22 protein-coding genes and 1 pseudogene are annotated in these 24,492 nt (G+C 67.9%); 6 read left to right on the plus strand and 17 right to left on the minus strand.

The window, feature by feature from the left end; all coding sequences use genetic code 11:
* Positions 1-51 precede the first annotated feature (51 nt).
* Both ABZ345_RS43845 and ABZ345_RS43850 read left to right on the plus strand, forming a co-directional pair.
* The gene (locus tag ABZ345_RS43845) at positions 52-1,557 is read left to right on the plus strand and encodes a trypsin-like peptidase domain-containing protein (RefSeq protein WP_359861090.1); all 1,506 of its coding nucleotides are present in this window, start codon (positions 52-54) and stop codon (positions 1,555-1,557) included.
* A gap of 365 nt (positions 1,558-1,922) precedes the next feature.
* On the plus strand, positions 1,923-2,900 hold the full coding sequence (locus tag ABZ345_RS43850) for a DUF4872 domain-containing protein (RefSeq protein WP_359861092.1): 978 nt from the start codon (positions 1,923-1,925) through the stop codon (positions 2,898-2,900).
* Between the two features lie 51 nt (positions 2,901-2,951).
* Here ABZ345_RS43850 and ABZ345_RS43855 read toward each other — a convergent pair whose 3' ends face one another.
* The 3 genes from ABZ345_RS43855 to ABZ345_RS43865 form a co-directional block, all read right to left on the minus strand.
* A complete protein-coding gene (locus ABZ345_RS43855) occupies positions 2,952-3,428 on the minus strand; it encodes a DNA starvation/stationary phase protection protein (RefSeq protein ID WP_359861094.1) in 477 nt (158 codons plus the stop codon).
* 16 nt (positions 3,429-3,444) lie between these two features.
* Positions 3,445-3,867: an organic hydroperoxide resistance protein gene (locus ABZ345_RS43860; RefSeq protein ID WP_359861096.1), complete on the minus strand. Its 423-nt coding sequence runs from the start codon at positions 3,865-3,867 to the stop codon at positions 3,445-3,447.
* 79 nt (positions 3,868-3,946) lie between these two features.
* Positions 3,947-4,522 carry an NAD(P)H-dependent oxidoreductase gene (locus tag ABZ345_RS43865; RefSeq protein WP_359861098.1) on the minus strand — a complete coding sequence of 192 codons (576 nt, stop codon included), beginning with the start codon at positions 4,520-4,522 and terminating at the stop codon, positions 3,947-3,949.
* A gap of 65 nt (positions 4,523-4,587) precedes the next feature.
* On the opposite strand from ABZ345_RS43865, the gene ABZ345_RS43870 reads away from it, so the two are divergent.
* Positions 4,588-5,640 carry an alpha/beta hydrolase gene (locus ABZ345_RS43870; RefSeq protein WP_359861099.1) on the plus strand — a complete coding sequence of 351 codons (1,053 nt, stop codon included), beginning with the start codon at positions 4,588-4,590 and terminating at the stop codon, positions 5,638-5,640.
* On the opposite strand, the gene ABZ345_RS43875 is transcribed toward ABZ345_RS43870, so the two are convergent.
* The 7 genes from ABZ345_RS43875 to ABZ345_RS43905 form a co-directional block, all read right to left on the minus strand.
* Positions 5,616-6,791, minus strand: coding sequence for an MFS transporter (locus ABZ345_RS43875; RefSeq protein ID WP_359861101.1), 1,176 nt, complete (start codon positions 6,789-6,791; stop codon positions 5,616-5,618). The genes ABZ345_RS43870 and ABZ345_RS43875 overlap by 25 nt on opposite strands.
* 11 nt (positions 6,792-6,802) lie before the next feature.
* Complete coding sequence (locus tag ABZ345_RS43880; RefSeq protein ID WP_359861103.1) at positions 6,803-7,987, minus strand: MFS transporter; 1,185 nt, start codon at positions 7,985-7,987, stop codon at positions 6,803-6,805.
* 195 nt (positions 7,988-8,182) lie between these two features.
* On the minus strand, positions 8,183-9,601 hold the full coding sequence (locus ABZ345_RS43885; protein ID WP_359861105.1) for a gluconokinase: 1,419 nt from the start codon (positions 9,599-9,601) through the stop codon (positions 8,183-8,185).
* A gap of 10 nt (positions 9,602-9,611) precedes the next feature.
* Complete coding sequence (locus ABZ345_RS43890) at positions 9,612-11,612, minus strand: ADP-ribosylglycohydrolase family protein (RefSeq protein WP_359861107.1); 2,001 nt, start codon at positions 11,610-11,612, stop codon at positions 9,612-9,614.
* A complete protein-coding gene (locus ABZ345_RS43895; protein ID WP_359861108.1) occupies positions 11,609-11,914 on the minus strand; it encodes a hypothetical protein in 306 nt (101 codons plus the stop codon). The genes ABZ345_RS43890 and ABZ345_RS43895 overlap by 4 nt, the downstream gene beginning before the upstream one ends.
* A 284-nt stretch (positions 11,915-12,198) precedes the next feature.
* Positions 12,199-13,263 (minus strand): aspartate-semialdehyde dehydrogenase, encoded by a 1,065-nt coding sequence (locus tag ABZ345_RS43900; RefSeq protein WP_359861110.1) that lies wholly within the window; start codon positions 13,261-13,263, stop codon positions 12,199-12,201.
* Positions 13,260-14,525, minus strand: coding sequence for an aspartate kinase (locus tag ABZ345_RS43905; protein WP_359861111.1), 1,266 nt, complete (start codon positions 14,523-14,525; stop codon positions 13,260-13,262). Before ABZ345_RS43905 ends, ABZ345_RS43900 begins: the two co-directional genes overlap by 4 nt.
* A gap of 104 nt (positions 14,526-14,629) precedes the next feature.
* Between ABZ345_RS43905 and ABZ345_RS43910 the strand changes: the two genes are divergently transcribed.
* Together ABZ345_RS43910 and ABZ345_RS43915 are read left to right on the plus strand one after the other, a co-directional pair.
* On the plus strand, positions 14,630-15,853 hold the full coding sequence (locus ABZ345_RS43910; protein ID WP_359861113.1) for a hypothetical protein: 1,224 nt from the start codon (positions 14,630-14,632) through the stop codon (positions 15,851-15,853).
* Complete coding sequence (locus tag ABZ345_RS43915; RefSeq protein WP_359861115.1) at positions 15,853-16,413, plus strand: nitroreductase family protein; 561 nt, start codon at positions 15,853-15,855, stop codon at positions 16,411-16,413. The genes ABZ345_RS43910 and ABZ345_RS43915 overlap by 1 nt, the downstream gene beginning before the upstream one ends.
* On the opposite strand, the gene ABZ345_RS43920 is transcribed toward ABZ345_RS43915, so the two are convergent.
* The 3 genes from ABZ345_RS43920 to ABZ345_RS43930 are packed head-to-tail and all read right to left on the minus strand — an operon-like array spanning position 16,399 to position 17,512.
* Positions 16,399-16,899 (minus strand): NUDIX domain-containing protein, encoded by a 501-nt coding sequence (locus ABZ345_RS43920; RefSeq protein WP_359861117.1) that lies wholly within the window; start codon positions 16,897-16,899, stop codon positions 16,399-16,401. The genes ABZ345_RS43915 and ABZ345_RS43920 overlap by 15 nt on opposite strands.
* Before the next feature lie 10 nt (positions 16,900-16,909).
* The gene (locus ABZ345_RS43925; RefSeq protein ID WP_359861119.1) at positions 16,910-17,197 is read right to left on the minus strand and encodes a hypothetical protein; all 288 of its coding nucleotides are present in this window, start codon (positions 17,195-17,197) and stop codon (positions 16,910-16,912) included.
* An 18-nt stretch (positions 17,198-17,215) separates the two neighbouring features.
* Positions 17,216-17,512, minus strand: coding sequence for a hypothetical protein (locus tag ABZ345_RS43930; protein ID WP_359861121.1), 297 nt, complete (start codon positions 17,510-17,512; stop codon positions 17,216-17,218).
* A 570-nt stretch (positions 17,513-18,082) separates the two neighbouring features.
* Between ABZ345_RS43930 and leuA the strand changes: the two genes are divergently transcribed.
* On the plus strand, positions 18,083-19,891 hold the full coding sequence (gene leuA / locus ABZ345_RS43935; protein WP_359861123.1) for a 2-isopropylmalate synthase: 1,809 nt from the start codon (positions 18,083-18,085) through the stop codon (positions 19,889-19,891).
* A 10-nt stretch (positions 19,892-19,901) separates the two neighbouring features.
* Here the strand turns inward: leuA and ABZ345_RS43940 are convergent, their stop codons facing one another.
* From ABZ345_RS43940 to ABZ345_RS43955, 4 genes and pseudogenes are all read right to left on the minus strand, one after another.
* Complete coding sequence (locus ABZ345_RS43940; protein WP_359861144.1) at positions 19,902-20,843, minus strand: hypothetical protein; 942 nt, start codon at positions 20,841-20,843, stop codon at positions 19,902-19,904.
* A pseudogene (locus tag ABZ345_RS43945) lies at positions 20,820-21,979 on the minus strand (MFS transporter); the annotation flags it as partial. The gene ABZ345_RS43940 and the pseudogene ABZ345_RS43945, both read right to left, overlap by 24 nt.
* A gap of 14 nt (positions 21,980-21,993) precedes the next feature.
* On the minus strand, positions 21,994-23,562 hold the full coding sequence (locus ABZ345_RS43950) for a discoidin domain-containing protein (protein ID WP_359861125.1): 1,569 nt from the start codon (positions 23,560-23,562) through the stop codon (positions 21,994-21,996).
* 154 nt (positions 23,563-23,716) lie between these two features.
* Positions 23,717-24,412: a DUF4184 family protein gene (locus tag ABZ345_RS43955; protein ID WP_359861127.1), complete on the minus strand. Its 696-nt coding sequence runs from the start codon at positions 24,410-24,412 to the stop codon at positions 23,717-23,719.
* Positions 24,413-24,492 lie beyond the last annotated feature (80 nt).

The following is a 24,492-nucleotide window of genomic DNA, read 5'->3' on the forward strand; positions in this document are numbered from 1 at the left end:
CCTGTGGCCGAGTCAGTGAAACGTCACCGGCTCGGCCATAGGGTCGCGACCATGAGGAAAGCTCACTGGGGAGCGGCGTTCGCGCTGGTGGCGTTGATGCTGCCGGTGCACGCCGCAGAAGCCGCAACACCGCAGAGCAAGGTCGCCACACCGCGGGCCGAGATCGGTTCGCTGTCCGACACCAGCGATCCCAACGACCACCACTGCTCCGGCAGCGTCGTCACCAGCCCGCGTGGCAACGTGATCGTGACGGCCGCCCACTGCGTCTACGGCAAGCGCAACGTCTTCTTCACGCCCGGCTACCACGACGGCCAGGCGCCGTACGGGACGTGGCAGTCCGCGGCGATCTACGTCGACGACGGCTGGAAGACCAACCAGGACATCTACGGCGCCGGGTCGCCGTACGACTACGCGTTCGTCGTGCTGCAGCCCCGCAGCGGCAAGAACATCGCCGAGGTGACCGGCTCGCTCAACCTGCACGTCGACGCGGGACTGCCCGCGGACATGACCGTCTACGGGTACCCGTCCGCCAAGGACAAGCCCTACCTGTGCGACAGCAATGCGAGTCGCGACGGCCAGTACTGGGAGACGCTGCAGTGCCTGGGCATCCCCGGCGGGTTCAGCGGCGGCCCGTGGGTGCTGCGCGGCACCAAGGAGCTGATGGGCGTCATCGGCGGCAAGGGCCAGGACCTTCCCGCCACCGACCCGCGCAACTACAGCGTCCGGTTCGACGGCCGCGTCAAGGCGTTGTACGACAAGGCAGTCGCGGCGCCGGTACCGCCCGGCAACGGCAACCTCGGCTACCCGCTCGGCAGCGGGTCGACGTGGAAGCACGCCCAGCTGATCACCTCCGGCCGGTTCACGGGCAGCACGCAGCTGGACATGATCGTCCGGTGGAGCGACGGCGAGGTCACGCTCTACAAGGGCGGTTCGAGCACCGACCCGCAGAAGCCGTTCGCCGGCGAGACCAGGCTCGCGGCGGCGCAGAGCATCTGGACGCACGCCAAGGGCATCGCCACGGTGGGTAGCGGGCTCGTCGTCACGTGGGACGACGGGGAGGTCACCTACTACGGATCCGTCGACGAGGGTGGCTTCCACAACGAGCGCCAGCTCGCCGCGCCCAACGCCCTGTGGAAGGACCACGCCTCCTACATCGCCGGGCTCGGCGGCGATCTCGTAGTTGTGTGGAACGACGGCGAGACCACGCTCTACCAGGGGATTGCTTCGAACGGGTTGGGGGCGGAGCGGCAGCTCGCGGCGCCCGGCAGCATCTGGACGCACGCTCAGACCGTCTCTGGTGGGAACTGGACCGGCTCTGGTACGCCTGACCTGCTCGTTCGGTGGAGTGACGGGGAGTTCACGATCTACGGTGACGTTGCTGCCGCGGGGCTTGGTCAGGAGCGTCAGGTTCAGGCGCCTAACAGTCTTTGGACGCACGCTTCGGTTACGGCTGGGCGGGGTAACGGGGTTCTGGTTCGCTGGAGCGATGGGGAGCTCACCTTTTATCCCGATGTTGACGGGCAGTTGCACCGGGAGATTCAGCTCGTGGCGCCGTGACGTCACGGCAGGCTAGGTGGGGCGCGAGGCTTGATCGCGAGTTATCCACAGGCTGGCGGTTTTCTGACCTGCGGTTATCCGGATTCGGCTAGCCTGTGGATAGAGCGGGAACCAAATCAGTGGGTGGCGCGTTGCGTCACAAGGAAAGGCGCGGGGGGCGGCGTGCACGGCGGATCGGACACTGCCAAATCCAGCTCGTGGCACCGTAGGATGGCGGCGGCGCTGCCGGAGCGCCTCACCTCCTGATCGGTCACCCACGCTGACCGGCGTCGCGGAGGCAAAGGGGATTCGTGTCCTCCCGGCGCCGGTCGGTCGTGTGCAGGAACGCAGCCCGGACGAGCTGAGCTAGGCGTGGGGAACGGCTCGTGCGCGTCCGCGAGAGGCACGCCATGACCGAGCAGAAGTCGTTCAAGCGCCTGGTTCGCGCCCGGATGGAGCGCACCGGCGAGTCGTACACCACCGCGCGCAGGCACGTGCTCAAGGATGCCCGGCCCACCGGTCAGATGCACGACTCCTGGCTGTTGCGGGAGATCCTCGACGACGAGTGGTCCGAGGCGATGCTGGCCGGGCTGGCCGGGGGCATCGGGTTCATGTACTTCGTCTTCGAGTACAAGGGCCACGCGCCGACCATGACGATCATCGCGCGCCACCACCCGGCGCCGCCGTTCATCCAGGCGGCGCTCACGCACGCGGGTATCGCGCACGACGTGACGACGACGTCGTCCGCGCGCAAGGCGGAGAAGCAGCTGCGGGAGGCCGATGGCCCTGTGGTCTGCATGCTGGGGCAGTACAAGCACCCGGTCGGCGTGCTCGGCGTCGATGGCGACACCGTCACGATGCTCAACCACGGCACCACGCACGAGCCGATCGACGAGTTCATGTTGCGGTGGGGCAACGGGAAGCACGAGATGATCAGCATTGGCGAGCGGGTCGGCGAGCCGGATGTCGCGGCAGCCGTGCGGATGACGTGCGAGCACCTCACCGGGCCGGTGCTGGGCAACAACTTCGACGTGAACTTCGGGTTTTCCGGCATGCGCAAGCTCGCGGAACAGTTGCGCGACAAGGGGAAGAAGGGGTGGGCCCAGCGCTGGGCCGACGACCCCGGATTCGTCGCCCAGCGGCTGCACGACTGTCTCGAGGTCGAGTACACCGGGCCGGGTGCGACCCGTCCGCTGTACGCGGACTTCCTTGCCGAAGCCGGACTTCCCGGTGCGCAAGAGTTCCGGCGGTCCGGGAAGTTGTGGTCGGAGATCGCACGAGGTGGCGACTACGACGAGCTGGCCCAGAAAGTCGACGAGGCCCGCTCCATCGAGGAACGGGCCATCCGTCAACTCATGATCTAGGCACGACTTGGTCAGCTAGCCAGCCTGGGCAGCTAGCCAGCCTGGGCGCGGCTAGGCCGCCTGGGCCTGCCACATCCAGTGCGCCTGCTCCAGCTCCTGTGTGATGCCGATGAGCAGATCCTGCGTGACGAGGTCGGGCTTGTCGGTCTCGTCGATCCGCGAACGCATGCGAGAGATCAGCGACGCCAGCGACGAGGTGATCGACGAAACGACCTGGTCCTCCTGCAGCCACCCGGCGGCGATCTCGGGCACGCCGGACGACGCGGCGATGGTCTTCGCCGTGCCGTTCGGCGTGACGCCGAGAGCGGCCGCGCGTTCGGCGACCTGGTCGGCGGCATTGCGCGCCAGCACGACCAGTTCGTCGAGCTGGAGGTGGACGCTGCGGAAGTTCTTGCCGATCACGTTCCAGTGCGCCTGCTTCCCGATCAGGGACAGGTCGACGAGGTCGACGAGGGTCGCCTGCAGAACGGATCCGACCGCGTCACGGTCGGCGTCGGGCAGCGGGCTGGTGATCGGGTTCTTGGCCATTGTTGAACGCGCCTCCTCAGACGGTGACGGTGAGCGCCACCTCGATGTTGCCGCGCGTCGCGTTGGAGTACGGGCAGACCTGGTGGGCCTGCTCGACGAGCTTCTCCGCGACCGCCTGGTCGAATCCGGGGATGTTCACCGCGAGCTCGACGGCCAGCTGGAAGCCGCCGGCGCCGTTCGGGCCGATCCCCACCTTGGCGGTTACCTCAGAAGAAGCGAGCTGAATCTTGCCGGCGCGCGCGACTGCCGAGAGGGCGGAGTTGAAGCACGCCGCGTAGCCGGCCGCGAAGAGCTGCTCGGGGTTGGTCGCGTCACCGCCGGGGCCGCCCATCTCCTTCGGCACCGACAGCACCTCGTCGATCACGCCGTCGGAGGAGCGCACCTCGCCGTTGCGGCCTTCGCCGTAAGCAGTCGCCTCGGCCGTGTACAGCGTGTCCATTCCGCTCTCCCTTGAGTCAGTGGTTTTGTTACCCACCAGTCACAACGGATCGCACACGACTTATCTGCCCGATCGTGAGTCAGTTCACGTCGATATGAGACGCCTGGCGCAGCGCGAACTCGGCGACCTGGCGGCCGATCACGCGCAGGTTCCGGTCCACGTCGGCGTCCGAGCAGGCACCGTCGCCGTCGAACTTGACCTGCGCGGAGTTGATCGCAGCGCCGAGAGGAGTCGGCCAGCCGCGCAACGCGTGCACGATCGAGCGGACCGCAGACAAAGTGTTCACGGCGGCCTGCCAGCCGTACGCGGCGGTGATCGTGCCGACAGCACGGCCGTCCAAATAAGGCCGCTCGTCGTCACGCAGGTCCTCGATGTAGTCGAGGGCGTTCTTGACCAGGCCGGACACGGTGCCGTGGTAGCCGGGCGACACGAGGATCACGCCGTCCGCGCGACGCAGGTCCTCGACCATCCGCAGAGCGACGTCCGTCCGTTCCGGCACAGACGGGTCGTAGAACGGGAGCACCAACTCGGGGCCGCTGTACTGGATCGTCTCCGCTCCGAGTTCGCGCGCGCCCGCCAGAGCCACCCGCAGCGCCCGTTCGGACTGCGAGTCGGACCTGATCGAGCCCCCGATGCCCACCACCGTCACCGTCATGACGCCGATCCTTCCACCTCCAGATACCTGGAGATCCAGCACTACTCGCTAGTAACGTGCAACACATGTCGAACTTCCAGGCCGGCGTACTGGCCGGTGCTCTGCGCTTCGCGTTCGGTCTTCCCGGCCCGTTGCGCCGCCTCATCGCCGGTAACCCGATCTACCTGGACGGCCAGTACCTGCACCCGGAAGCACAGCTGCTGCTGAAGCTCGCGCACCTGTCCGGCACTGACTGGCGCACGAAGACAGCATCCGAGAGCCGCCTAGATCTGGAGTTGAGTTCGAAACTCGTGTCCGGCCCGAAGATCACCGGGGTCGGGTCGCGGGACCTCACGATCGGCGAGTTCGCGGGCCGGCTCTACACGCCGCGTCTGCTCCCGACCGGGTCGCCGTTGTTGATCTTCTACCACGGTGGCGGCTGGGTCACCGGTGGCCTGGAGACCCACGACAACCTGTGCCGGTTCCTCGCGAAGGAAGCCGGCGTGCGCGTGCTGGCGGCCGACTACCGGCTCGCGCCCGAGCACCCGTTCCCGGCGGCGGTCGAGGACGCGGCCGAGGTGCTGCGCTACGCCATCGCGAAGGCCGAGGACCTGGGCATCGACGCGAACCGGATCGCCCTGGGCGGCGACAGCGCGGGCGGCAACCTGGCCGCGGTCACCGCGCACAACGCCGAGGTCGACATCGCGTTCCTGCTGCTCTTCTACCCCGGCGTGGACGCCTCGGTGCGCCGCCGGTCGCGGGAGATCTTCGGCAACGGGTTCTTCCTGACCGACGAGAAGATGGACTGGTTCCTCGACCAGTACAGCGCCGGTGGCCAGGACCGCCACGACCCGCGCCTGTCGATCATGCTCGCCGAGGACCTCTCGAACCTCCCGCCCACCTACATCGCGACCGCGGGCTACGACCCGTTGCGCGACGAGGGCGAGGCCTTCGCGGAACGGCTGGCCGCCGAGGGCGTGCCGGTCGTGCTGCGCAGGCACGAGGGCCTGTTCCACGGCTTCGCGAACGTGCTCGGCGTCGGCGGGATCTTCCGCGAGGCCGTGTCCGAGGCCGTGGGCGCGCTGCGAACCGGCCTCGCGCTGGCCAACTCCGCTCAGGACGTGGCCGAGACCGCCTGACGCTGCCTGCTGAGCAGGAAGCCCAGCCCGGCGATCACGAGTCCGGCCAGGCCTGCGACGACGAAGCCGAGCGGGGGTCCGCTGTGGTCCACCGCGACCCCCGCGAGCGGCTGACCTGCAGCGACGCCGAACGTGAACGCCGAGCCCTGCAGCCCCAGGGCGAGGCCGCGGGCTGACGGCGGCGCGTACCTGCTGATCAGTTCGGTCGAGGCCGCGATGGTCGGCGCGCACGCGAAGTTCATCGGGATGAGTGCGATCGCCAGCAGCGCCACGTTGCCGTCACCCAGTCCGACCGGGATCTCCAGCAACGCCATGACCGCGAGCAGGACGACCCCGCTCGGCACCCGTTTCAGGCTGCCGTAGACGAGCCCGCCCAGGGCCGACGCCGCGCACATCACCACGAAGACCAGGCCCAGCCAACTCTGCTCACCAACGCGTTCCAGCGACGCGATCGAGGCGATCTCCATGCCCGACAGCACCATCGTGGCGCCGAACGGGATGATCAACGCCGCGAGCACCGGCCCGCGCAACCACTCCTTCAGCCGGGGTTGCGGACCGTCGACGACCTCGTCCTCGTGCACCAGCACCGGGTTCACCACGAACAGCACCGCGCTGGCCACCAGGATCGCCACGCCGATCGCGACGAGCGCGGTGCCGGTCGAGAACTTCGTCGCGATCAGCACACCGGCGGCGGGTCCGACCATGAACGACAGCTCGACCGAGATCGAGTCCAGCGAGAAGGCCGGACGTCGTTGCGCTTCCGGTACGAGCGCGGTCAACGCCTGCCTGCCGATCGACATCATCGGCACCGCCACCAGCCCGTTGGCGAACGCGAGCACCAACAGCAGGTAGTAGTCCATCAGCGGCGCCGTCACCCAGAAAACGCCTTCGAGCAGGCTCAGCGCGAGCGTGACCCGCAGGCCTTTGCTGTCGACCAGCTTGCCCATCAGCGGCGACCCGAGGCCCAGGCCGATCATCGTCGCGAAGCCCACCGTGCCGGCCGCCGCGTAGCCCTTGTCGAGCGTCGTCACGACGTGGAGGGTCACCGTGACGCCCGCCGCCGTCGGAGGAATCCTCGCGAACAGCATCAGCAGCATCAGGGGACGGACCCCCGGCAGCGCCAGGACATGTCGGAAGGGGGCGAGGTTCACGCCCCCCATCGTCACCCGGTTGGCAATGGGATTACCCGCTCACGTTGCCGGGCGAGCATCCAGGCAACTCCCGCCACGAGCAGTCCGGCCACGCCGACGACGGCGAACCCGAGCGGGGCGCCGCCGCGGTCGATCGCCACGCCCGCGAGCGGTGCGCCGATCGCGCCGCCGATGGTGAACGCCGAGCCCTGCAGCCCCATCGCCAGCCCGCGCGCGGTGGGTGGCGCGAGCCTGCTGATCTGCTCCCCGCACGCGGCGATCAGCGGTGCACACACCAGGTTCATCGGGATGAGCAGGACGCAGAGCCAGAGAACGCTGCCGTCGCCCAGTCCCACCGGAATCTCGCACACCGCCATCACCACGAGCAGCACCAGGACGTTCGGCACCCGCTTCACACCGCCGTAGACCAGCCCGCCCGCGATGGACGCCCCGCACATCGCAAAGAACACGATGCCGAGCCAGCCCGACTTGCCGATGTGCTCCATCGACGCGATCGCGGACACCTCCATGCCCGCGAGGCAGACGGTCTCCGCGATGCAGACGACCAGCACGGCGACGATCCGGCCGCGCAGCCACTCGGACACCTTCGGCTTGGGCCCGTCGACGATCTCGTCCTCGTGCACCATCGGCGGGTTCGCCCAGTACAGCAGCGCTCCGGCGAGCAGGGTCGAGACGCCGATGAACATCAACGCCGTGTCGGTGGAGAACTTGGTCGCGACCGCCACGCAGAGCGCCGGTCCTCCCATGAACGACAGCTCGACCGAGATCGAGTCGACGGACAGCGCGACTCGGCGCTGGTGTTCCGGTACGAGCGCGGTGATCATCTGCCTGCCGAGCGACATCATCGGCACGCCGAGCAGGCCGACGACGAACGAGCAGACCAGCAGGGTCCAGTAGCTCATCAACGGCGCGGTGAGCCAGAACGCGGCCGACGCCGTGACGCTGAGCGCGAGCATCGCCCGCAGCCCGCGTTCGTCGACCAGCCTGCCCATCAGCGGGGCTCCCAGGCCCATGCCGACCGTGCCCGCCGCTCCCACCAGTCCCGCGGCGCCATACCCCTTGTCCAGGGTGACCGCGACGTGCAGCGTCAGGATCACGCCGGTCGCGGCGGGTGGCATCCTCGCGAAGAACATCAACAGCGCTAGCGGGCGAACCCTGGGCAGCATGAGGACGTGTTTGAAGGGGGCGAGGTCCACATCGTCATCCTCACTCGGATGGCAAGATGTTTAACCTTTCGTTTTCTTGATGTGTTCAAGATCGCAGGACTAGGGTGAGGGCCGTGCCAGCACTGGACCACCTCGTGTGTCGCGAATGCGGGCGGGTCGAGGACGTCGACTGCGTCTTCGAGCCGGCGGTCGAACTCGCCGGGTTCCACGTCGAGCGGGCCGAAGTCACGTTCTGGGGGCGATGCCCTCGCTGTACAGCTCTTCGAGCGCCCGGTACGCCTTTGCCACGAACGGCCGTGCCGTCGCATACCTCGTGATCGCGTTCTCGTCCGGTGTGATCGTCTGAGTCGGCTGGACGAGGTCGACGGTCAGGCTCGGGATCTCGCCGAGGGCGCGCCAGGCGAGCAGGGCGGCGCCCACGGCCGAGCCGCCGCTGTCCTCGGTCAGGTGCAGCGGCATGCCGAGCGTGTTGGCCAGCGTCTGGGCCCAGATCGGGGCGCGGAACGCTCCGCCGGTGATCCGCAGCGACTCCACGTTCGGGACGGCGTCGAGAACCAGGGCCAGTTGCTGGCAGACGCCTTCCACCAGGGCTTTCGTGATCTGCTGCGGGGTGTGTTCGCGACGCAGGCCCAGCAGTGCCGCGTGGGCCGTCGGGTCCCACCACGGCGCTCGTTCGCCCAGCAGGTACGGCAGTGCGACCACACCGTCGGAGTCGACCTCGTTGGCCTGTGCGAGCAGTTCGCCGACCGGGATGCCGAACGTTTCCGACGCCCACTGCGCGACGACACCGCCGTTGCTGATCGCGCCGCCCCGGACCCAGAGGCCCTCGGCGATGGCGTAGCTGAAGGTGCGGCCTTCCTCGTCGACGCCCGGACCCTGTTGTGCCACGCGGAGTGCGCCTGACGTGCCGAGCGAAACCGCTCCGGCTCCTGGGGTCGCCGCACCGACGCCGAGGTTGCCGAGCGGGCCGTCGCCGCCGCCGATGATGACCGGGATGCCTTGGCGCAGACCGGGAATCGCGGCCTTCAGGGGCGTCGAGTGGGTGGGTTCGACGAGCGGCGGGAGTTGGTCGGCGGTGACGCCCGCGAACTCCAGGGACGGCTCGTGCCACTGGAGGGTGTGGACGTTCATCAAGCCCGTGCCCGAACCGCACGAGTGCTCGTTGAGCAGCTCGCCGGTCAGGTGCAGATGCACGAAGTCCTTGATCTCGCACCACTTCGCGGCCCGCACGCCGTTCTCGTGGAACCACGCGAGTTTCATCAGCGGCGTGAACGAGTGGATCGGAGCACCGGTCGCCTGGTGCAGGGCGCGCCCCTCGGCCGTCCCGCGCAGACGTTCGGTCTGTTCGATCGCACGGTTGTCGGCCCAGCTCAGCGACTCGGTGACAGGAGCCAGCGAGGCGTCCAGGCCCATGATCGAGTGCATGGCGCCGGTCAACGCGATGGCCCGGACGTCCTCCGACGCCAGCTCCGCGAGTGCGTCGAGAGCGGCGTTCAGAACCTGGAACGGATCGTGCGTGGCTTCCAGACCACTCGTGCGCATCGGGTAGCCGCGCTCGGTCGAGGCCACGACTCGCGCCTGGGCGTCGACCGCGACGACCTTCGTGGCCGTGGTGCCGAGATCTACCGCCAGAACAACCGCCATGACCTCAACCCTATGTGGGCGGGTAGCGGGTCAACCACTCCTGCGTCGTCGGCGGGTTCGGCCCGGTCTCGGTGGCCCAGTCGGCGACCATCGCGTCGATGACCTCGCGGAACTGCACGCGCTCGACCCAGTCCGGACGGATCTTGTCGACGCCGTGCAGCGCGCCGACGAGGTTGCCGCACATCGACGCCGTCGAGTCGTTGTCGCCGCCGTGGTTGACCGAGATCAGCAACGCCTCGTTGGGGTCTTGAGTCACCAACGCCGAGTACAACGCGATCGCCAGCGCCGTGTCTCCGACGCCACCACGTCCCAGCTCCTCCACGCGGGCCACACTCGGTTCTCCCAGAGCGGCCAGTTCGATGGCGTGCTCGACCGCGGCGACGACCTCCTCGTGGTGCTCGTACCGAATGATCTCCTTCATCGCGGAGTCGACACCTTCGAGCAAACCATTGCCCTGCAACGCTTCATGGATCAGCACGGCGAAGAAGCCCGCGGACAGGTACCCGCTCGGGTGGCCGTGGGTGAGCTCGGCGGCATACTTCGCCAACGAAAAGGCTTCCAGCGCATCCTCCGCGTAGAAGGCGATCGGAGCGACGCGCATGGCCCCACCGCAGCCCTTGGAGTCGTTGGCGGGGTTCTCGCTCGTGGCCATCACGCCGGTGCGGCCGTACTGCTGCAACGCCGACGTGACGGTGAGTCCGGGCGCGCGCAGGCGGAACAGGTCGCGGTGACCGATGAGCCAGCCGTCCGGTTCGTCCAGAGTGGACAGTGGACCGCGTGCCTTCTCCCACGGCGTCTTCTGGGTGTGCAGCCAGCGCTGGTAGGCGTGCTGGACGACCTCGGAGAAGCCCGCGTTGCCGGTGATCCGCTTGCGCACGTGCGACCTGATGGCCGCTTCGAACGTGAACAGCGTCATCTGGGTGTCGTCGGTGATCGCCGGATCGTCGGGCAGGTCGGTGATGCCGTCCGGCCCGTGCCGCTCGTAGACGACCTCCATCGGCAGGTTCTCGGTGTTCGCGCCCAACGCGTCACCGATCGCTCCACCGATCAGGCAGCCGCGCAGGCGCCCGGTGTCCACGAGCTCGTCCTTGATGAGGAAGTAGCGGTCGTGGGCGTCACGGGCGAGGGTGAACGAGAACTTCGTGGCGACCACCGGCACCGCGTCGACGGGTGCGGCCCGCATGATCCTCCCCAGCACGGCCAGGTCGGCGGGAGAGATCCAAGGACCCACCTCGCTTCCCCACCTGTCGTGCTCGTAGCACCCGCACATCCGCAGGTGTTGCGACGCCTCGTCGGCGAACGCGCTCAACGGCAACACGGTGTCGTACCGCTGACCTGGGTTGATGTGCAGCTTCGCCGGCCTCGTGCCCTGGAACCGCGGCCCGTAGATCCTGGCGAGGATCGTGCTGAGCGCGACCCGGTACCAGCGGGTGGTGCCTTCCGGCAGCAGCTCGGACGTCGTGTGGACCTCGAGCGTCTCCGGGTAGTCGAACCGCTCGAGCGACGCGTCGCCCGCGATCAGCACCTCGCCGTGCACCCCGTTGTGCGCCAGACCGGGGCGGTCGTACCAGCCGCGCTCGAAATAGCTGAGGAAGCGCTCCATCGGCGTCGTCGGCCACGGCTCGCCCGACGCGACCGGCCCCGGCACGTGCGCCGGGTTGGGGTGGAAGTCGCCGTTCTCCTTCGAGCGCCAGCCCGCGACGGCGGTGAAGTACGGGTCGGTGCGCATGCCCGGCATCAGGATGAACTCGGGGTCGAACACGGCCTCCCACGGCCGGTCCACGACGTTGCCGTCGTCGATCTCCGCGAACGTGCCCAGCACGTGCACCTCGACCCCGGTCTTCGGCCACTTGCCGCCGCCGCGGACCCGGCCGTCCTCGCTGGGCACGGCGTATCCGGCGCTCCAGCCGTCCCGCGTCTGGAACACGCTGTCCGGATCGACGCGGAACTCCTCGCCGCGGTGCTCGGCGACCCACCGCTGAGCCTGGGAAATCGCCTCTTCGCGGTTCACCACGACCTCCGGTACAGCTCTTCGGCGACGTGCGCGATCTCGTGTTCAGGCCCGCCTTTCAACGCACCTGCGATCGCCCGCGCGACACCACGTCCTTCACCACGAACGGCCTGCGCCAGCGCACCGGCGGCGGTGAACGGGTCGGCGTCCGGTGGATCGAGCTCAGTGCCTGTGAAGAGGTGTTCGGCCAGCATGATCACAGCATCGGCAGCCGGCGAATCGGGGCCATGGGTGAGCTCGACCAGCCCGCGAATCTGATCAGCTTCAAGTCGCCGCACGGCAGCGGGCAGCGCCCAGATCAACGCGCCGGGCCCCTGCGATCTGACCTTGCCGTGCACGCGAACGGACTGGCGTGACACCAGATCCGGCTGAACGGCGGGCCTCCCAGCCCACTCCCGCAGCGCCGTCGCGGGATCGTCAGCCGAACACGCGACCAACTGGTCGACGAGTCCTGTTCGGACACCCGCACCGCTTGCAAACCCTTGATAGGCGGCCACGACCTGAGACAGTCGAGGCGGCCGAATCCATTCGATCTCCCCCATCGCTGCCCGACCATACCTGGCCGGGCAGCGGTGGAAGGACGGATCTACAGGCGCTTCGCGAGCTCTTCCGCGACCTCGTAGGTGTTCAGCGCCGCACCCTTGCGCAGGTTGTCACCGCACACGAAGAAGTCCAGCGTGTTCGGGAAGTCCAGCGCCTGGCGCACGCGGCCCACGTACGTGGGGTCGCCGCCCACCACGTCGGCGGGCGTCGGGAACTTCTGGGCGGCCGGGTCGTCGATCAGCACGATCGTCGGCTGCTCTTCGAAGATCTTGTGCGCCGCCTCGACCGTGACCTCGCGGGCGAACGTCGCGTGGACGGACAGCGAGTGGGTCGTGACGACCGGGACGCGGACACAGGTCGCGGAGACCTTCAGGTCCGGGATGCCGAGGATCTTGCGAGCCTCGTTGCGGACCTTCAGCTCCTCGGACGACCAGCCGTCGTCCTTCACCGAACCCGCCCACGGCACCACGTTCAGCACCAGCGGGGCCGGGAACGGCGAGTCCTGCGCGGACAGACCGGCGGCGGCCAGAGCCTCGGCCACGTCGCCCGCGTGCACACCCGCCTCCTTGCCGGCCAGCGCGCTGATCTCGGCGTAGAGGCGGTCGATGCCGGACTGACCCGCACCGGACGCGGCCTGGTACGAGGCGACGACCAGTTCCTTCAGCTCGAACTCGCGGTGCAGGGCACCGAGCGCCGCCATCATCGACAGCGTCGTGCAGTTCGGGTTCGCGATGATGCCGCGCGGGCGGTTGTCGATCTGGTCCGCGTTGACCTCGGGCACGACCAGCGGCACGTCCGAGTCCATCCGGAACGCGCCGGAGTTGTCGATCGCGATCGCGCCGCGTTCGGCGGCGATCGGAGCCCACTGCGCCGAGATCTCGTCCGGCACGTCGAACATCGCGATGTCCACGCCGTCGAACGCCTCGGGCGAGAGCGCGATGACCGTCAGCTCCTGGCCGCGCACGCTGATCTTCTTGCCCGCCGAGCGCGCGGACGCGATCAGCCGGACCTCGCCCCACGGGAAGTCGGAGCGGGTGTTCATGATGTCGATCATCACGGTGCCCACGGCACCGGTCGCGCCGACCAGCGCGATCACGGGGGCGGTCATCGGCCGGTCCCCGCGTAGACGACGGCCTCTTCGTCGGTGCCCAGGTCGAACGCGTCGTGCAGGGCACGGACGGCGTCGTCGAGCTGGGTGTCGCGGCAGATGACCGAGATGCGGATCTCCGAGGTGGAGATGATGTCGATGTTGACGCCGGCCGTGGCCAGGGCCTCGCAGAACGTCGCCGTGACGCCGGGGTGCGAGCGCATGCCCGCGCCGATCAGCGACACCTTGCCGACGTGCTCGTCGTAGAGGACCTGGTCGAAGCCGATCTCCTCGCGGGACTTCTCCAGCGCCGCCACCGCGCGCGGGCCGTCGACCTTGGCCAGCGTGAACGTGATGTCGGTGCGGCCGGACGCGGCCTGCGAGACGTTCTGCACGACCATGTCGATGTCGAGCTCTGCCTGCGCCACGACCCGGAAGATCTTGGCCGCGATGCCGGGGTGGTCGGGCACCGCCGTGACTGTGATCTTGGCTTCAGACCGGTCGTGCGCGACGCCGGTGATCATCGCCTGTTCCACGTGAAGGTCCTCCACTGAACCGGACACGATGGTTCCGGTCTTGTTGCTGAACGAAGAGCGGACGTGCACGGGCACGTTGTAGCGGCGGGCGTACTCCACACAGCGGAGCATCAGCACCTTGGCGCCACACGCGGCCATTTCGAGCATTTCCTCGTAGCTGATCGTGTCGAGCTTCTTCGCGTTCGGCACGATGCGCGGGTCGGCGGTGTAGACGCCGTCCACGTCGGTGTAGATCTCGCACACGTCGGCTTTGGTCGCGGCCGCGAGCGCCACCGCTGTGGTGTCGCTGCCGCCACGGCCGAGCGTGGTGATCTCCTTCGAGTCCTGGGAGACGCCCTGGAAGCCGGCGACGATCGCGATGGCTCCCTCGGACGTCGCGTCCTGGATGCGGCTCGGCGTCACGTCGATGATGCGGGCTTTGCCGTGCACCGACGTCGTGATCACGCCCGCCTGCGAGCCCGTGTAGGACCGGGCCTCGGCACCGAGGGAGTTGATCGCCATCGCGAGCAGCGACATCGAGATCCGCTCACCCGAGGTGAGCAGCATGTCGAGCTCACGTGCGGGAGGCACCGGGGAGACCTGGCGGGCGAGGTCGAGAAGCTCATCAGTCGTGTCGCCCATGGCGGACACCACGACCACGACGTCGTTGCCCGCTTTCTTGGTCGCGACGATGCGCTCGGCCACGCGTTTGATCCGCTCGGCACTTCCAACCGATGAACCGCCGTACTTCTGGACGACGAGCGCCACCGACCTGACCTCCTTCGCGCGACTAAAACCCCACGTCGTAGGCAGACTACCCGGACCACCTGGTGAGACTCTGGAGCCGTGATGCGCGTGACTACTCTGTCCGGGTGTCGTCGACCGCCTATGCCGTGGAGGCCCCAGCAGCCGTGCATGAGAGCAGTGCGCGCTCCCGGTTGGCCGAGGCGCTCAGACACCCCGCCGCGCTCTGGTCGGCCCCGGCGCTGATCTACCTGTTCATCCGACAGGTGGGTCTCTACGTCCTGCAGCTGGTCGTCGAGTACCAGAACAAGCTCCACGGCACGACCAACACCGCCATCGGCGAACTCAAGTCGTGGGACGGCGAGTGGTTCCTCGGCATCGCCGCGGGCGGCTACGACGACGTCCCCGGCCGCCTCGCCGACGCCGCGGGCAAGCGCACGGCGGAGACCCCGCTCGCGTTCTTCCCCGGCTACCCCGCCCTCATCCGCTGGGTGGACGCCCTGCCCGGCGTGAGCGTCGAAGGCGCGGCCTTCGCGGTCAGCGTGATCAGCGGCCTGTTCTGCGCCTACGGCCTCTTCGTCCTCGGCCGCTCCGTCCGCGGCGGCTCCACGACGTCCGGCCTGGTCCTCGTCACGCTCTTCGCCGCCTCGCCCATGGCCGTGGTCCTGTCCATGACCTACTCCGAGGCCACGTTCTGCGCGTTCGCCATCTGGGCCCTGGTGGGCGTGGTGAAGAAGCGCTGGATCCTCGCCGGCGTCTGCTGCGCGGCCGCGGGCCTGGTCCGCCCGACCGCGGGCGCCCTGATCGCGGCCGTCGTCCTGGCAGCGCTGGTCGCGGCGTTCTCGGACAAACGCGACTGGCGAGCGTGGGCCGGCGCACTGGTCGCCCCGCTGGGCCTGCTCGGCTACCTCGCCTGGGTGTCGGTCCGCACCGGCGACCTCTCGGGTTGGTTCGGCGTGCAGCAACGCGGCTGGGGCTCCAAGTTCGACGGCGGCGCGGCCACCCTCAAGTTCGCCTTCGAACACCTCGGCAACCCGCGCTCCGAGCTCGAGACCGGCACCGTCTGGCTCCTGATCCTCGCCATCGTGCTCGTCTTCTGCGCCTTCCAGCGCCGCCTCGAATGGCCGCTGATCGTCTACGGCATCGGCGTGCTGGTCATGGACATCGGCTCGAACGGCCTCATGAACTCCAAGGCCCGCCTCCTCCTGCCGGCGTTCACGCTGCTGATCCCCCTGGCCCTGGTACTGGCCCGCCGCCGCCTGTCCACCGTTCTGACCGTCCTGGGCCTGGCCATCGTCTTCAGCGCCTGGTTCGGTGCCTACTCCCTGGCCGTTTGGCAGTATGCGATCTGATGAACGAGCTGATCTCCCAGCGCTGGAGCCCACGCGCTTTCGACCCTGACGCAACGGTGTCCGACGACGAGCTGCGCGTCCTGCTGGAAGCCGCCCGCTGGGCCCCGTCCCACGGCAACAGCCAGCCCGCCCGCTTCATCGTCGGCAAACGCGGCACCCCGACGTTCGCCGCGATCTACGAAACCCTCCGCCCCGGCAACAAGACCTGGGCCCACCTCGCCTCCGTGCTCCTGATCGGCTGCGTGATCACCCAGGACTCCCGCGGCGACCTCCCGAACATCGAGTTCGGCCTGGGCCTGGCCATGGAGAACATCGCCCTGCAGGCGGTAGACCTGGGCCTGATCGCGCACATGATGGGCGGCTTCGACAAAACAGCGGCCCACGAGTCGTTCAACATGCCCGACGACGTGCGCCCGCTGGTGGTCATGGCCCTGGGCCACCTCGGCAACCTGGAGGACCTCCCAGACGACCTTCAAGCCCGCGAACAGCGCGAACGCCGCCGCCACCCGCTCTCCGAAACAGCCTTCACCGGCACCTGGGGCCAGTCACTGTTCGGTTGAGAAGTACTTGGTCGCGACCTCGTTGTGCAGCGGAAACGCCAACGGCTCGCACTCGAAGATCACCCTGCGCTCGGAAGCCTCGTCGTTCGGCACGAACGGCGGCATGTCCTCGGCGTTGATCGCAGGCGCGGTGGCGAACAACAACACCGTCGCACCATCCGGCGTCGACACGAAGTGCAACGGCCGCAGCTCACCAGGCTCGATGCTCACCCCGGCCTCTTCTTCGAGCTCACGCGCCGCACTCTGCTGCCAAGACTCCCCGCGCTCCATGAACCCGCTGACGAACGCCAGCTGCCCCACCGGCGGAATCGCCCTCCGCACAGTCAACAGCCCGGTCCGGGCCCCGTCCTTGACCGGCACGAGCAACACGACAACCGGCACCGGATTGGCCCACACGGACGCACCGCAGTTCGCGCACGAACGCGGGTAGGTGGACACCTCGGCGTACCGGGTACCGCAGCTGCTGCAGAAGTCGTCGCGCGCCATGCGCACGAACCTAGTTCAGACGCCTAACGAGCTTAAGGACAATCGCTCGAACGGCCAGCCAGAACAACGCCGCCAGCCCGAAGTTCACCAGCACCTTGAGCTTCGCGTCGGCAGGCGCGAACAAGTCCTTGAACGCCAGCGCAACCGGCTCGGCAACGGCCTTGATCGTGCTGGTGATGGGGTTGTCAGGGTTGGCCCCGCCGACGGTCAGCACCACGTGCACCACGAGCACGACCGCCAGCGCGAGGCCGACCCAACTGACAACACCTACCGCGATCCCGACCACGCGCGTACGCATAGCCGGGCAATCTACTACTCAGTAGCGCGATACCGCACGAGCAAGAATGCCGGTCACGACCAGCCAGAACACGGCGGCCAGACCGTAGTTGAGCAGCACATCGACGTTGTAGTTGCCGGTAGCGAACAACCCTGGGAAGAACAGTGCGAGGGGCTCGGCGAGGGACCCGATGAACCTGAAGAAAGCGTTCGCCTGGTTCGCACCGAGCACGATCATCAGGATGTAGAGGATCTCGATCAGGGCGAAGACCACACCGATGCCGCTGATCACGCGTGAAGCCGTGCCGCGGCCACTGGTCGTACGTAATCTGGACATACATGAACTTTTCCCAGATCCACGCCTGCCAAAACTTGTCTTAACACCACCATCCGAAGCCGCCACCTCAAGCCGATGCCGAAGGCGAGGCGACCCGAAGGCGAAGCCGAGGCGTTCTTCCCGTGTGGTTCCGGTGGGGTGGTCCCGTCACGAGTCGTGCCTGATCGTTTGCCGCGCCAGGGCGCCGCCGAACGCAACAGGCGTGCCATCAACCCGCAAGCGGCGCTGGCTGGTCTTTGATCAGATTGGCGGGGTCCGGGGCGGAGCCCCGCGCCCTAAACGGGACTCGCTCAACGCAAGGTGACCACCCACAAAGCCGCGGATCGCACGGAACCCGCCAACGCAACCCAGCCACCTACGGACCCCCAAGCGCCCGGTCGCACTCAGTAACCACATCCCACGATCCGGTCCCTCAGTTCCATCCCACCCCGATCTGTGGCTACTCTGTCCGACGTGTGGCGTTCCCTCCTGCTTCGCTGCCGTGACGGGGTCTGATCAGACCGGCCCCCCGTCGCGGGACTCAGCGTTGCCGCCGGTCGTTCCCATGAGACGACCCGCAGGAGCACCAGGATGACCCCGTCAGACGCCTACTCGTCAGCAGACGCGTACACCTCCGGCAACAGCCGTATCCGCCAGCCAGCGCGCCAGGCCCCGGAATCCCAGCCCACCTGGAACCGCCAACTCGGCAGCAGCATGCCGTTCCACCGCTACCGCCCGTTCCACGAGGTAGTAGAGGTCATCGACGTCCCGGACCGCACCTGGCCGACCAAGCGAGCGGAAACCGCCCCCCAGTGGTGCGCGGTGGACCTGCGGGACGGCAACCAGGCCCTGATCGACCCGATGTCCCCGGCGCGCAAGCGCAAGATGTTCGACCTCCTGGTCCGGATGGGCTTCAAGGAGATCGAGGTCGGCTTCCCGGCGGCATCCCAGACCGACTTCGACTTCGTCCGCGAGATCATCGAAGACGGCGCCATCCCGGACGACGTGACCATCCAGGTCCTGACCCAGTGCCGCGAAGAGCTGATCGCCAGGACCTTCGAGTCCCTGCGCGGCGCCAACAAGGCCATCGTCCACTTCTACAACTCGACCTCGATCCTGCAGCGCCGCGTGGTCTTCCGCAGCGACCGCGACGGCATCAAGAAGATCGCCGTCGACGCCGCGAAGTTCGCGAAGAGCCAGGAGAAGGACTACCCGGAGACCGACTTCCGCTACGAGTACTCCCCCGAGTCCTACACGGGCACTGAGCTCACGTATGCACTGGAAGTCTGCAACGCGGTCACCGAGGTCATCCAGCCCACGCCCGAGAAGCCGCTGATCATCAACCTGCCGGCCACCGTCGAGATGGCCACCCCGAACGTCTACGCGGACAGCATCGAGTGGATGTCCAGGAACCTGGCCAACCGCGACAGCATCATCCTGAGCCTGCACCCCCACAACGACCGCGGCACCGGCGTGGCCGCCGCAGAGCTGGGGTACCTGGCCGGCGCGGACCGGATCGAGGGCTGCCTGTTCGGCAACGGTGAGCGCACCGGCAACGTCTGCCTGGTCACGCTGGCCATGAACATGTTCAGCCAGGGCATCGACCCGCAGATCGACTTCAGCGACATCGACGAGGTCCGCCGCACCGTCGAGTACTGCAACCAGCTGCCCGTGCCCGAGCGCCACCCGTACGGCGGCGACCTGGTCTTCACCGCGTTCTCCGGCTCCCACCAGGACGCGATCAAGAAGGGCTTCGAGTCGCTGGAGGCCGACGCCAAGGACGCGGGCCAGCACGTCGACGACTTCCCGTGGGAGGTCCCGTACCTGCCGATCGACCCGAAGGACGTCGGCCGCAACTACGAGGCCGTCATCCGGGTCAACTCGCAGTCCGGCAAGGGCGGTGTCGCCTACCTGATGAAGCAGGAGCACCACCTGGACCTGCCGCGGCGCCTGCAGATCGAGTTCTCGAAGGTGATCCAGGAGGTCACCGACACGCAGGGCGGCGAGATCAACCCGAAGGAGATGTGGGACGCCTTCGCGGAGGAGTACCTGCACGGCAGGGTGCCGCTGTACCTGCTCAAGCACCGCGCGTCGTCGGACGGCAGCGGGCACGAGGAGATCACCGCGACGCTGCTGATCGACGGCGAGCAGCAGGAGATCACCGGGTCGGGCAACGGACCGATCGCCGCGTTCGTCGACGCGCTCGCCTCGGTGGGCTACGACGTGCGGGTCCTGGACTACGCCGAGCACGCGCTCTCCGCCGGTGACGACGCCCGCGCCGCCGCCTACCTCGAGTGCGCGGTGGGCGACCGGGTGCTGTGGGGTGTCGGCATCGACAGCTCCACGGTCGCCGCGAGCTTCCGCGCGATCGTCTCCGCGATCAACCGAGCGCAGCGTTAGGTCAACCGAGCTAACCGCTGACGAGCGACGGGGAGGACGCGTGCGGCACCAGTTGCCGCGGCGCGCCCTCCCCGTTCGCCTGCACGGCCCAGATGCCCTCTCCCGGCAGGCCGTAGGCGATGGTGTCGTTGTCGAGCCACACGACCTGGTCGTCGATCCCACGGGTCTCGGCCAGCGGTATCTCCACCATCGTGCTCAGGTCCAGCACGTGCTCGCGCCACGGCCGCGCGCCGTCGCCCGGCACGCGCTTCTTGAACGCCACGCGCTTGCCGTCCGGTGACAGCGACGGGCATTCGGCGTTCTCCCGCAACGACTTCGCGGACTTGTCGACCGCGTCGCCCTGGATCAGGTAGGTCTTCCCGCCGACGCCGAGCGTGGCGTAGAAGAGGCGGTCATCCGGGGTGAACGTGACACCCCAGTAGTTCATGTCGTTGGTCATCTTCCGGCCCTCGACCCGCAGACCCTCGAGGTTGCTGGCGTACTCCTCGGTCTCGGTGTCGAAGATTCCGGTCCGCGTCGAGAACGTTCCCGACTGCGCGTACGAGTCACCGGTCACGAACGTCGTCCACGACGCCATCCGCCCGTCCGCCGACAGCTTGGCCCGGTTCGGCACCCCCGCCACCTCCACGCGCCGGCGCTCGTTCAACGCCTGGTCGACGAACACCGCCGTCGAGCCGGGCATCGGCCGGGACACGTCCGCCAGACACAACCCCTGCCCCGCAGCCGTGTAGAAGCGCTTGCAGGACAACGAACTCACCCGCCGAGGCCCACTCGGCGAGGACAACGGAACGGAAGCCACCTTCCCGCTCACGTCGTCGACGAACAGCAGCCGGCCCGGCGAAAGCGAGACCGGCCCTGCTTCCGTGGCAACGGAAACCTCGTCCGGTGACCGCAACGCATACGCCGTCGCACCGGCGCCCAACGCGATCACGGCCGCGACGACGATCAGGATCCTCACCAAGCGAACCACGTCCAAAGAGCACCGAACAGGACGGAAGAACAGGCACGGGCCAGCACCTGGCCGGTCTGGAGCAGGGCCAGACCGGACGTGCGCAGCTCCTCGGGAATCATCGGCCCGGCGACGGCCATCAACACGCCGTCGGTGCACGCGTAGAACAACCCGTGCAGCAGCAGAACGCCGACGAGCAAAGAAATCCCAGACGCACCGACGAACAGGACGTATGCGCCGAGCAGCGCCAGGTGACCGGCGAGGAAGATCCGCCAGCGCCCCACGCGGTCGGCCAGAGCGCCGATCGGCACGGCGGCGAGCAGGTACACGCCGGCCGTGCCGAGGGGCAGCAACGCGATGTAGGCGACCTCGACGTCGAGCTTCTTCTGCAGCAGCAGGTAGACGAACCCGTCCCCCAGCGTCAGCAGTCCGAGCCCGCACGCGACCACACAGACCCGCCGGAAACGTGGGTCGCGCAACAACCTGAACGCACTCCGGAGCGACACCGCGACGCGTGGCAGCACGTCCCGGTGGTCACGGACGAAGAGCACCAGCACCAGAAAACCCACAACCGCGAAGCAGAAGCTCACCACGAACACGACGTCGTAGCGGGCCGGGAGCGTCCACAAGAGACAGAACGCCACCAGTGGGCCGAGGAACGCGCCGACGGTGTCCATGGCACGGTGGACACCGAAGGCGCGTCCGAGCGCCGAAGGCTCGCTGCTCAACGTGATCAGCGCGTCCCTCGGCGCGGTGCGCAAGCCCTTGCCGGTTCGATCCCCGGCCAGCACGAGCCCCATCGCGCCTGCCGAGGTCCCGGCGGCGAGCAGGCCGAGCTTGCCCAGCGCCGAGATCCCGTACCCGAGCCCGGCAACGAACTTGCGCCGTTGCCAGCGGTCCGCAGCGTGACCGCCGACAACGCGAACCAATGCCGTCACACCGGTGTAGACGCCGTCGAGCACACCGAACTGCAGCGGGGAGAACCCCAGCCCCAGCACGAGGTAGAGCGGCAGGATGGCGGTGACCATCTCCGACGAGATGTCGGTGAGCAGGGAGACCGCGCCCAGCGCGAGCACGTTCGCCGCGATCCTGCCGGTGCCACCCGCGGCTGGAGCTTGTCGAGCAGTAGCGATGTACACGACGGCCTCCGAACCTAACGACAGTTGTAAGGACCGGCCTTGTCGCGCACCTTGCCGGCGGTGTCGATGACCTCCCACGAGTAGGAGGTGCCGGACAGGGTGAGCTTCATGACGCCGTGGCTGTCCGCGAAGTACTTCTCGACACCGGCACGCGGGGTGCGCTCGTCGTAGAGGTAGTCACCGCCGATGCCGACGATCGCCGCCCGCATGCCGTTGACCGGGTCGACCGCACCGCTCTTGCTCAGCGGCGAGAACCGCTCGTAGTGGTGGTCGTGACCGTTGAACACGACGTCGGCCTTGGCGTCGGCGAACGCGTTCCAGTACGGGGCCACCTGGGACAGGTCGCCGTACTTGCCCGAGTTGAACCGCGGCTGGTGCCAGTAGCCGACGACGCAGGGCTTGGTGTTCGCGGCCAGGTCGGCCTTCAGCCAGTTCAGCTGCGTCGAGTCGCTGCCGTTGTCGTACATCGGGTTCGAGTCGACCGAGACGAAGTGGAACTGGCCTGCGTTCCAGGTGTAGTACGGCTTGCCGTTCGGGTAGGCCTGGGCGCCGAAGTACGACTTGTAGCCGTTGAGGTTGTCCTCCCACTCGTGGTTGCCCGTGGCGGGGTGGGTGATGCTCTTGAACTTGCCCCACGACTTGTCGTAGTGGGCCTTGAACTCCGCGAGCGTGCCACTGTCGTACTGGTTGTCGCCGACGGTGAGGATGTGGTTCGGCTTGATCTGCTCGACCAGCTTCGCGGTCTCGTAGTGCTCGGAGTTCGTCAGCGACGCGATGTCACCGGCGACGACGACCGTGATGGTCTCGCCGGGCAGGGCGGGCTGGGTGGTCGCCTGCACCGCGTTGCTCGCGGGCCCGAGGTTCCCGGCCGCGTCCCTCGCTCGGACGGTGTAGGTGAACTGCGTGCCGGACGCGAGGCCGGTGTCGGTGAACGACGTACCGGTGGGAGTGCCGACGACGCTGCCGCCCCGCAGGACGTCATATCCGGTCACACCGACGTTGTCGGTCGCGGCCGTCCACTGCAGACTCACCGAACTCGACGTGGTGCCGGTGCTCGTGAGGCCGCTGGGCGCGGTCGGCGGGGTGTTGTCGCCGTTGGGGTTGCTGCCGTAGACCTCCAGCCCGAACAGCGAGTACCCATACGCCGTGCCGCGCTTGGTGCCGTAGATCCGCACGTACCGGCCGCTGGCGCTGAGGGTGTTGTCGTCGGTGCCACCGTTCTGACCGGTGAGGGTCTTCTTGGTGCTCCACGTCGAGCCGTCGGCGGACGTCTGGATCTTGTACTCGGAGGCGTACGCGGCCTCCCAGGTGAGCTTGACCCTGGAGATGGTCGCGGTGCCGCCGAGGTCGACCGCGATCCACTCCGGATCGTGGCCTTCGAGGCTCGCCCAGCGAGTGGTCGGATCTCCGTCGACGGCGTTCGCGCCCCCGAAGGTCTCCGCTTCGACGGACGACGTCGTGGTGGGTTTGTTGGCGGAGAGCAGCGTGTCGGCCGCGTTGGCCGTACCCGACCCCGCGATCTGGGGCATCACCAGCGCTAACAGCGCTAGGGCGACACCCGTGCGGGTGTGTTTTCTGATCACTTCGTCCTCCTGGGCAAGGGTCGGCGGCGAAGGATTGGTAAACAAGCTTTCCTATTGGAGTTCGGAGGTTAACGACGGCTGAACAAGCCGGTCAACGGCAGTTCGAGCGCTTGAATGCGTGACAGATGCGAAATCGACTCACTGAACCGGGCTGTCATCGCCCGTCATGTCGTGACTGTTTGAAGCCCCACAGGACGGCGTGGACGGCCAGTCCGGCGCATGTGCCCTGGATCACGCCAAGCAGCAGGCAGCGCACCCAGTCATAGAGGCTCGCCTGGCTGACAGGATCGGACAAAGACCAGGCAGCGCCGACGACGGCCGCGAGCCCGACGAAGATCCGGAACTTGGACCGGGAAATTCGATCGTGTGACGGCCAGTCATTGCCCCTGGGGGCAGCCAGACCGAGCCGGGCGAGCAGGACGAGGCCGCCGAGCGATGACACGTACCCGATCACGTTGTAGAGCCTGTGCGGCCCGACTACCGAGACGTTCAGCCAGTCCCACCGTTGCACGAACCAGCCGTCGGTCTGCGTGAAGGCGTCCCACAGCAGATGTGTGAGCACTCCCACCACAATGGACAACGCTCGGGCGAACGGCTGACGGACGTCTCCGGGATGCGACACCCGCGTGCGCACGAACTCCGGCGCCAACGCCATCACCGACGGCAGCAGCAGTCGTCCGGCCAGCAACAACACCACCGCGGCCAGGGATCCGCCGAGCACGTCGTGTGTCGGCAGGACAGGGATGTAGTAGCCGAGATCGGGTGCCATCGCGCCCGCGACGAGTCCCGGGAACCAGAGGAACCGGCGCAGCGGCAGGACGGCCGCCGGATGCGCGAGCGTGAACGGCACAACGGGAGCGTAGATCGACTTCCATCCTGTGGGTGCGCTGAAGAAAGCCCCAGGTCGGGATTGTTCATCTGGGTCACGTA

This window comes from Lentzea sp. NPDC005914 (assembly GCF_040629405.1).
Classification (GTDB): domain Bacteria; phylum Actinomycetota; class Actinomycetes; order Mycobacteriales; family Pseudonocardiaceae; genus Lentzea.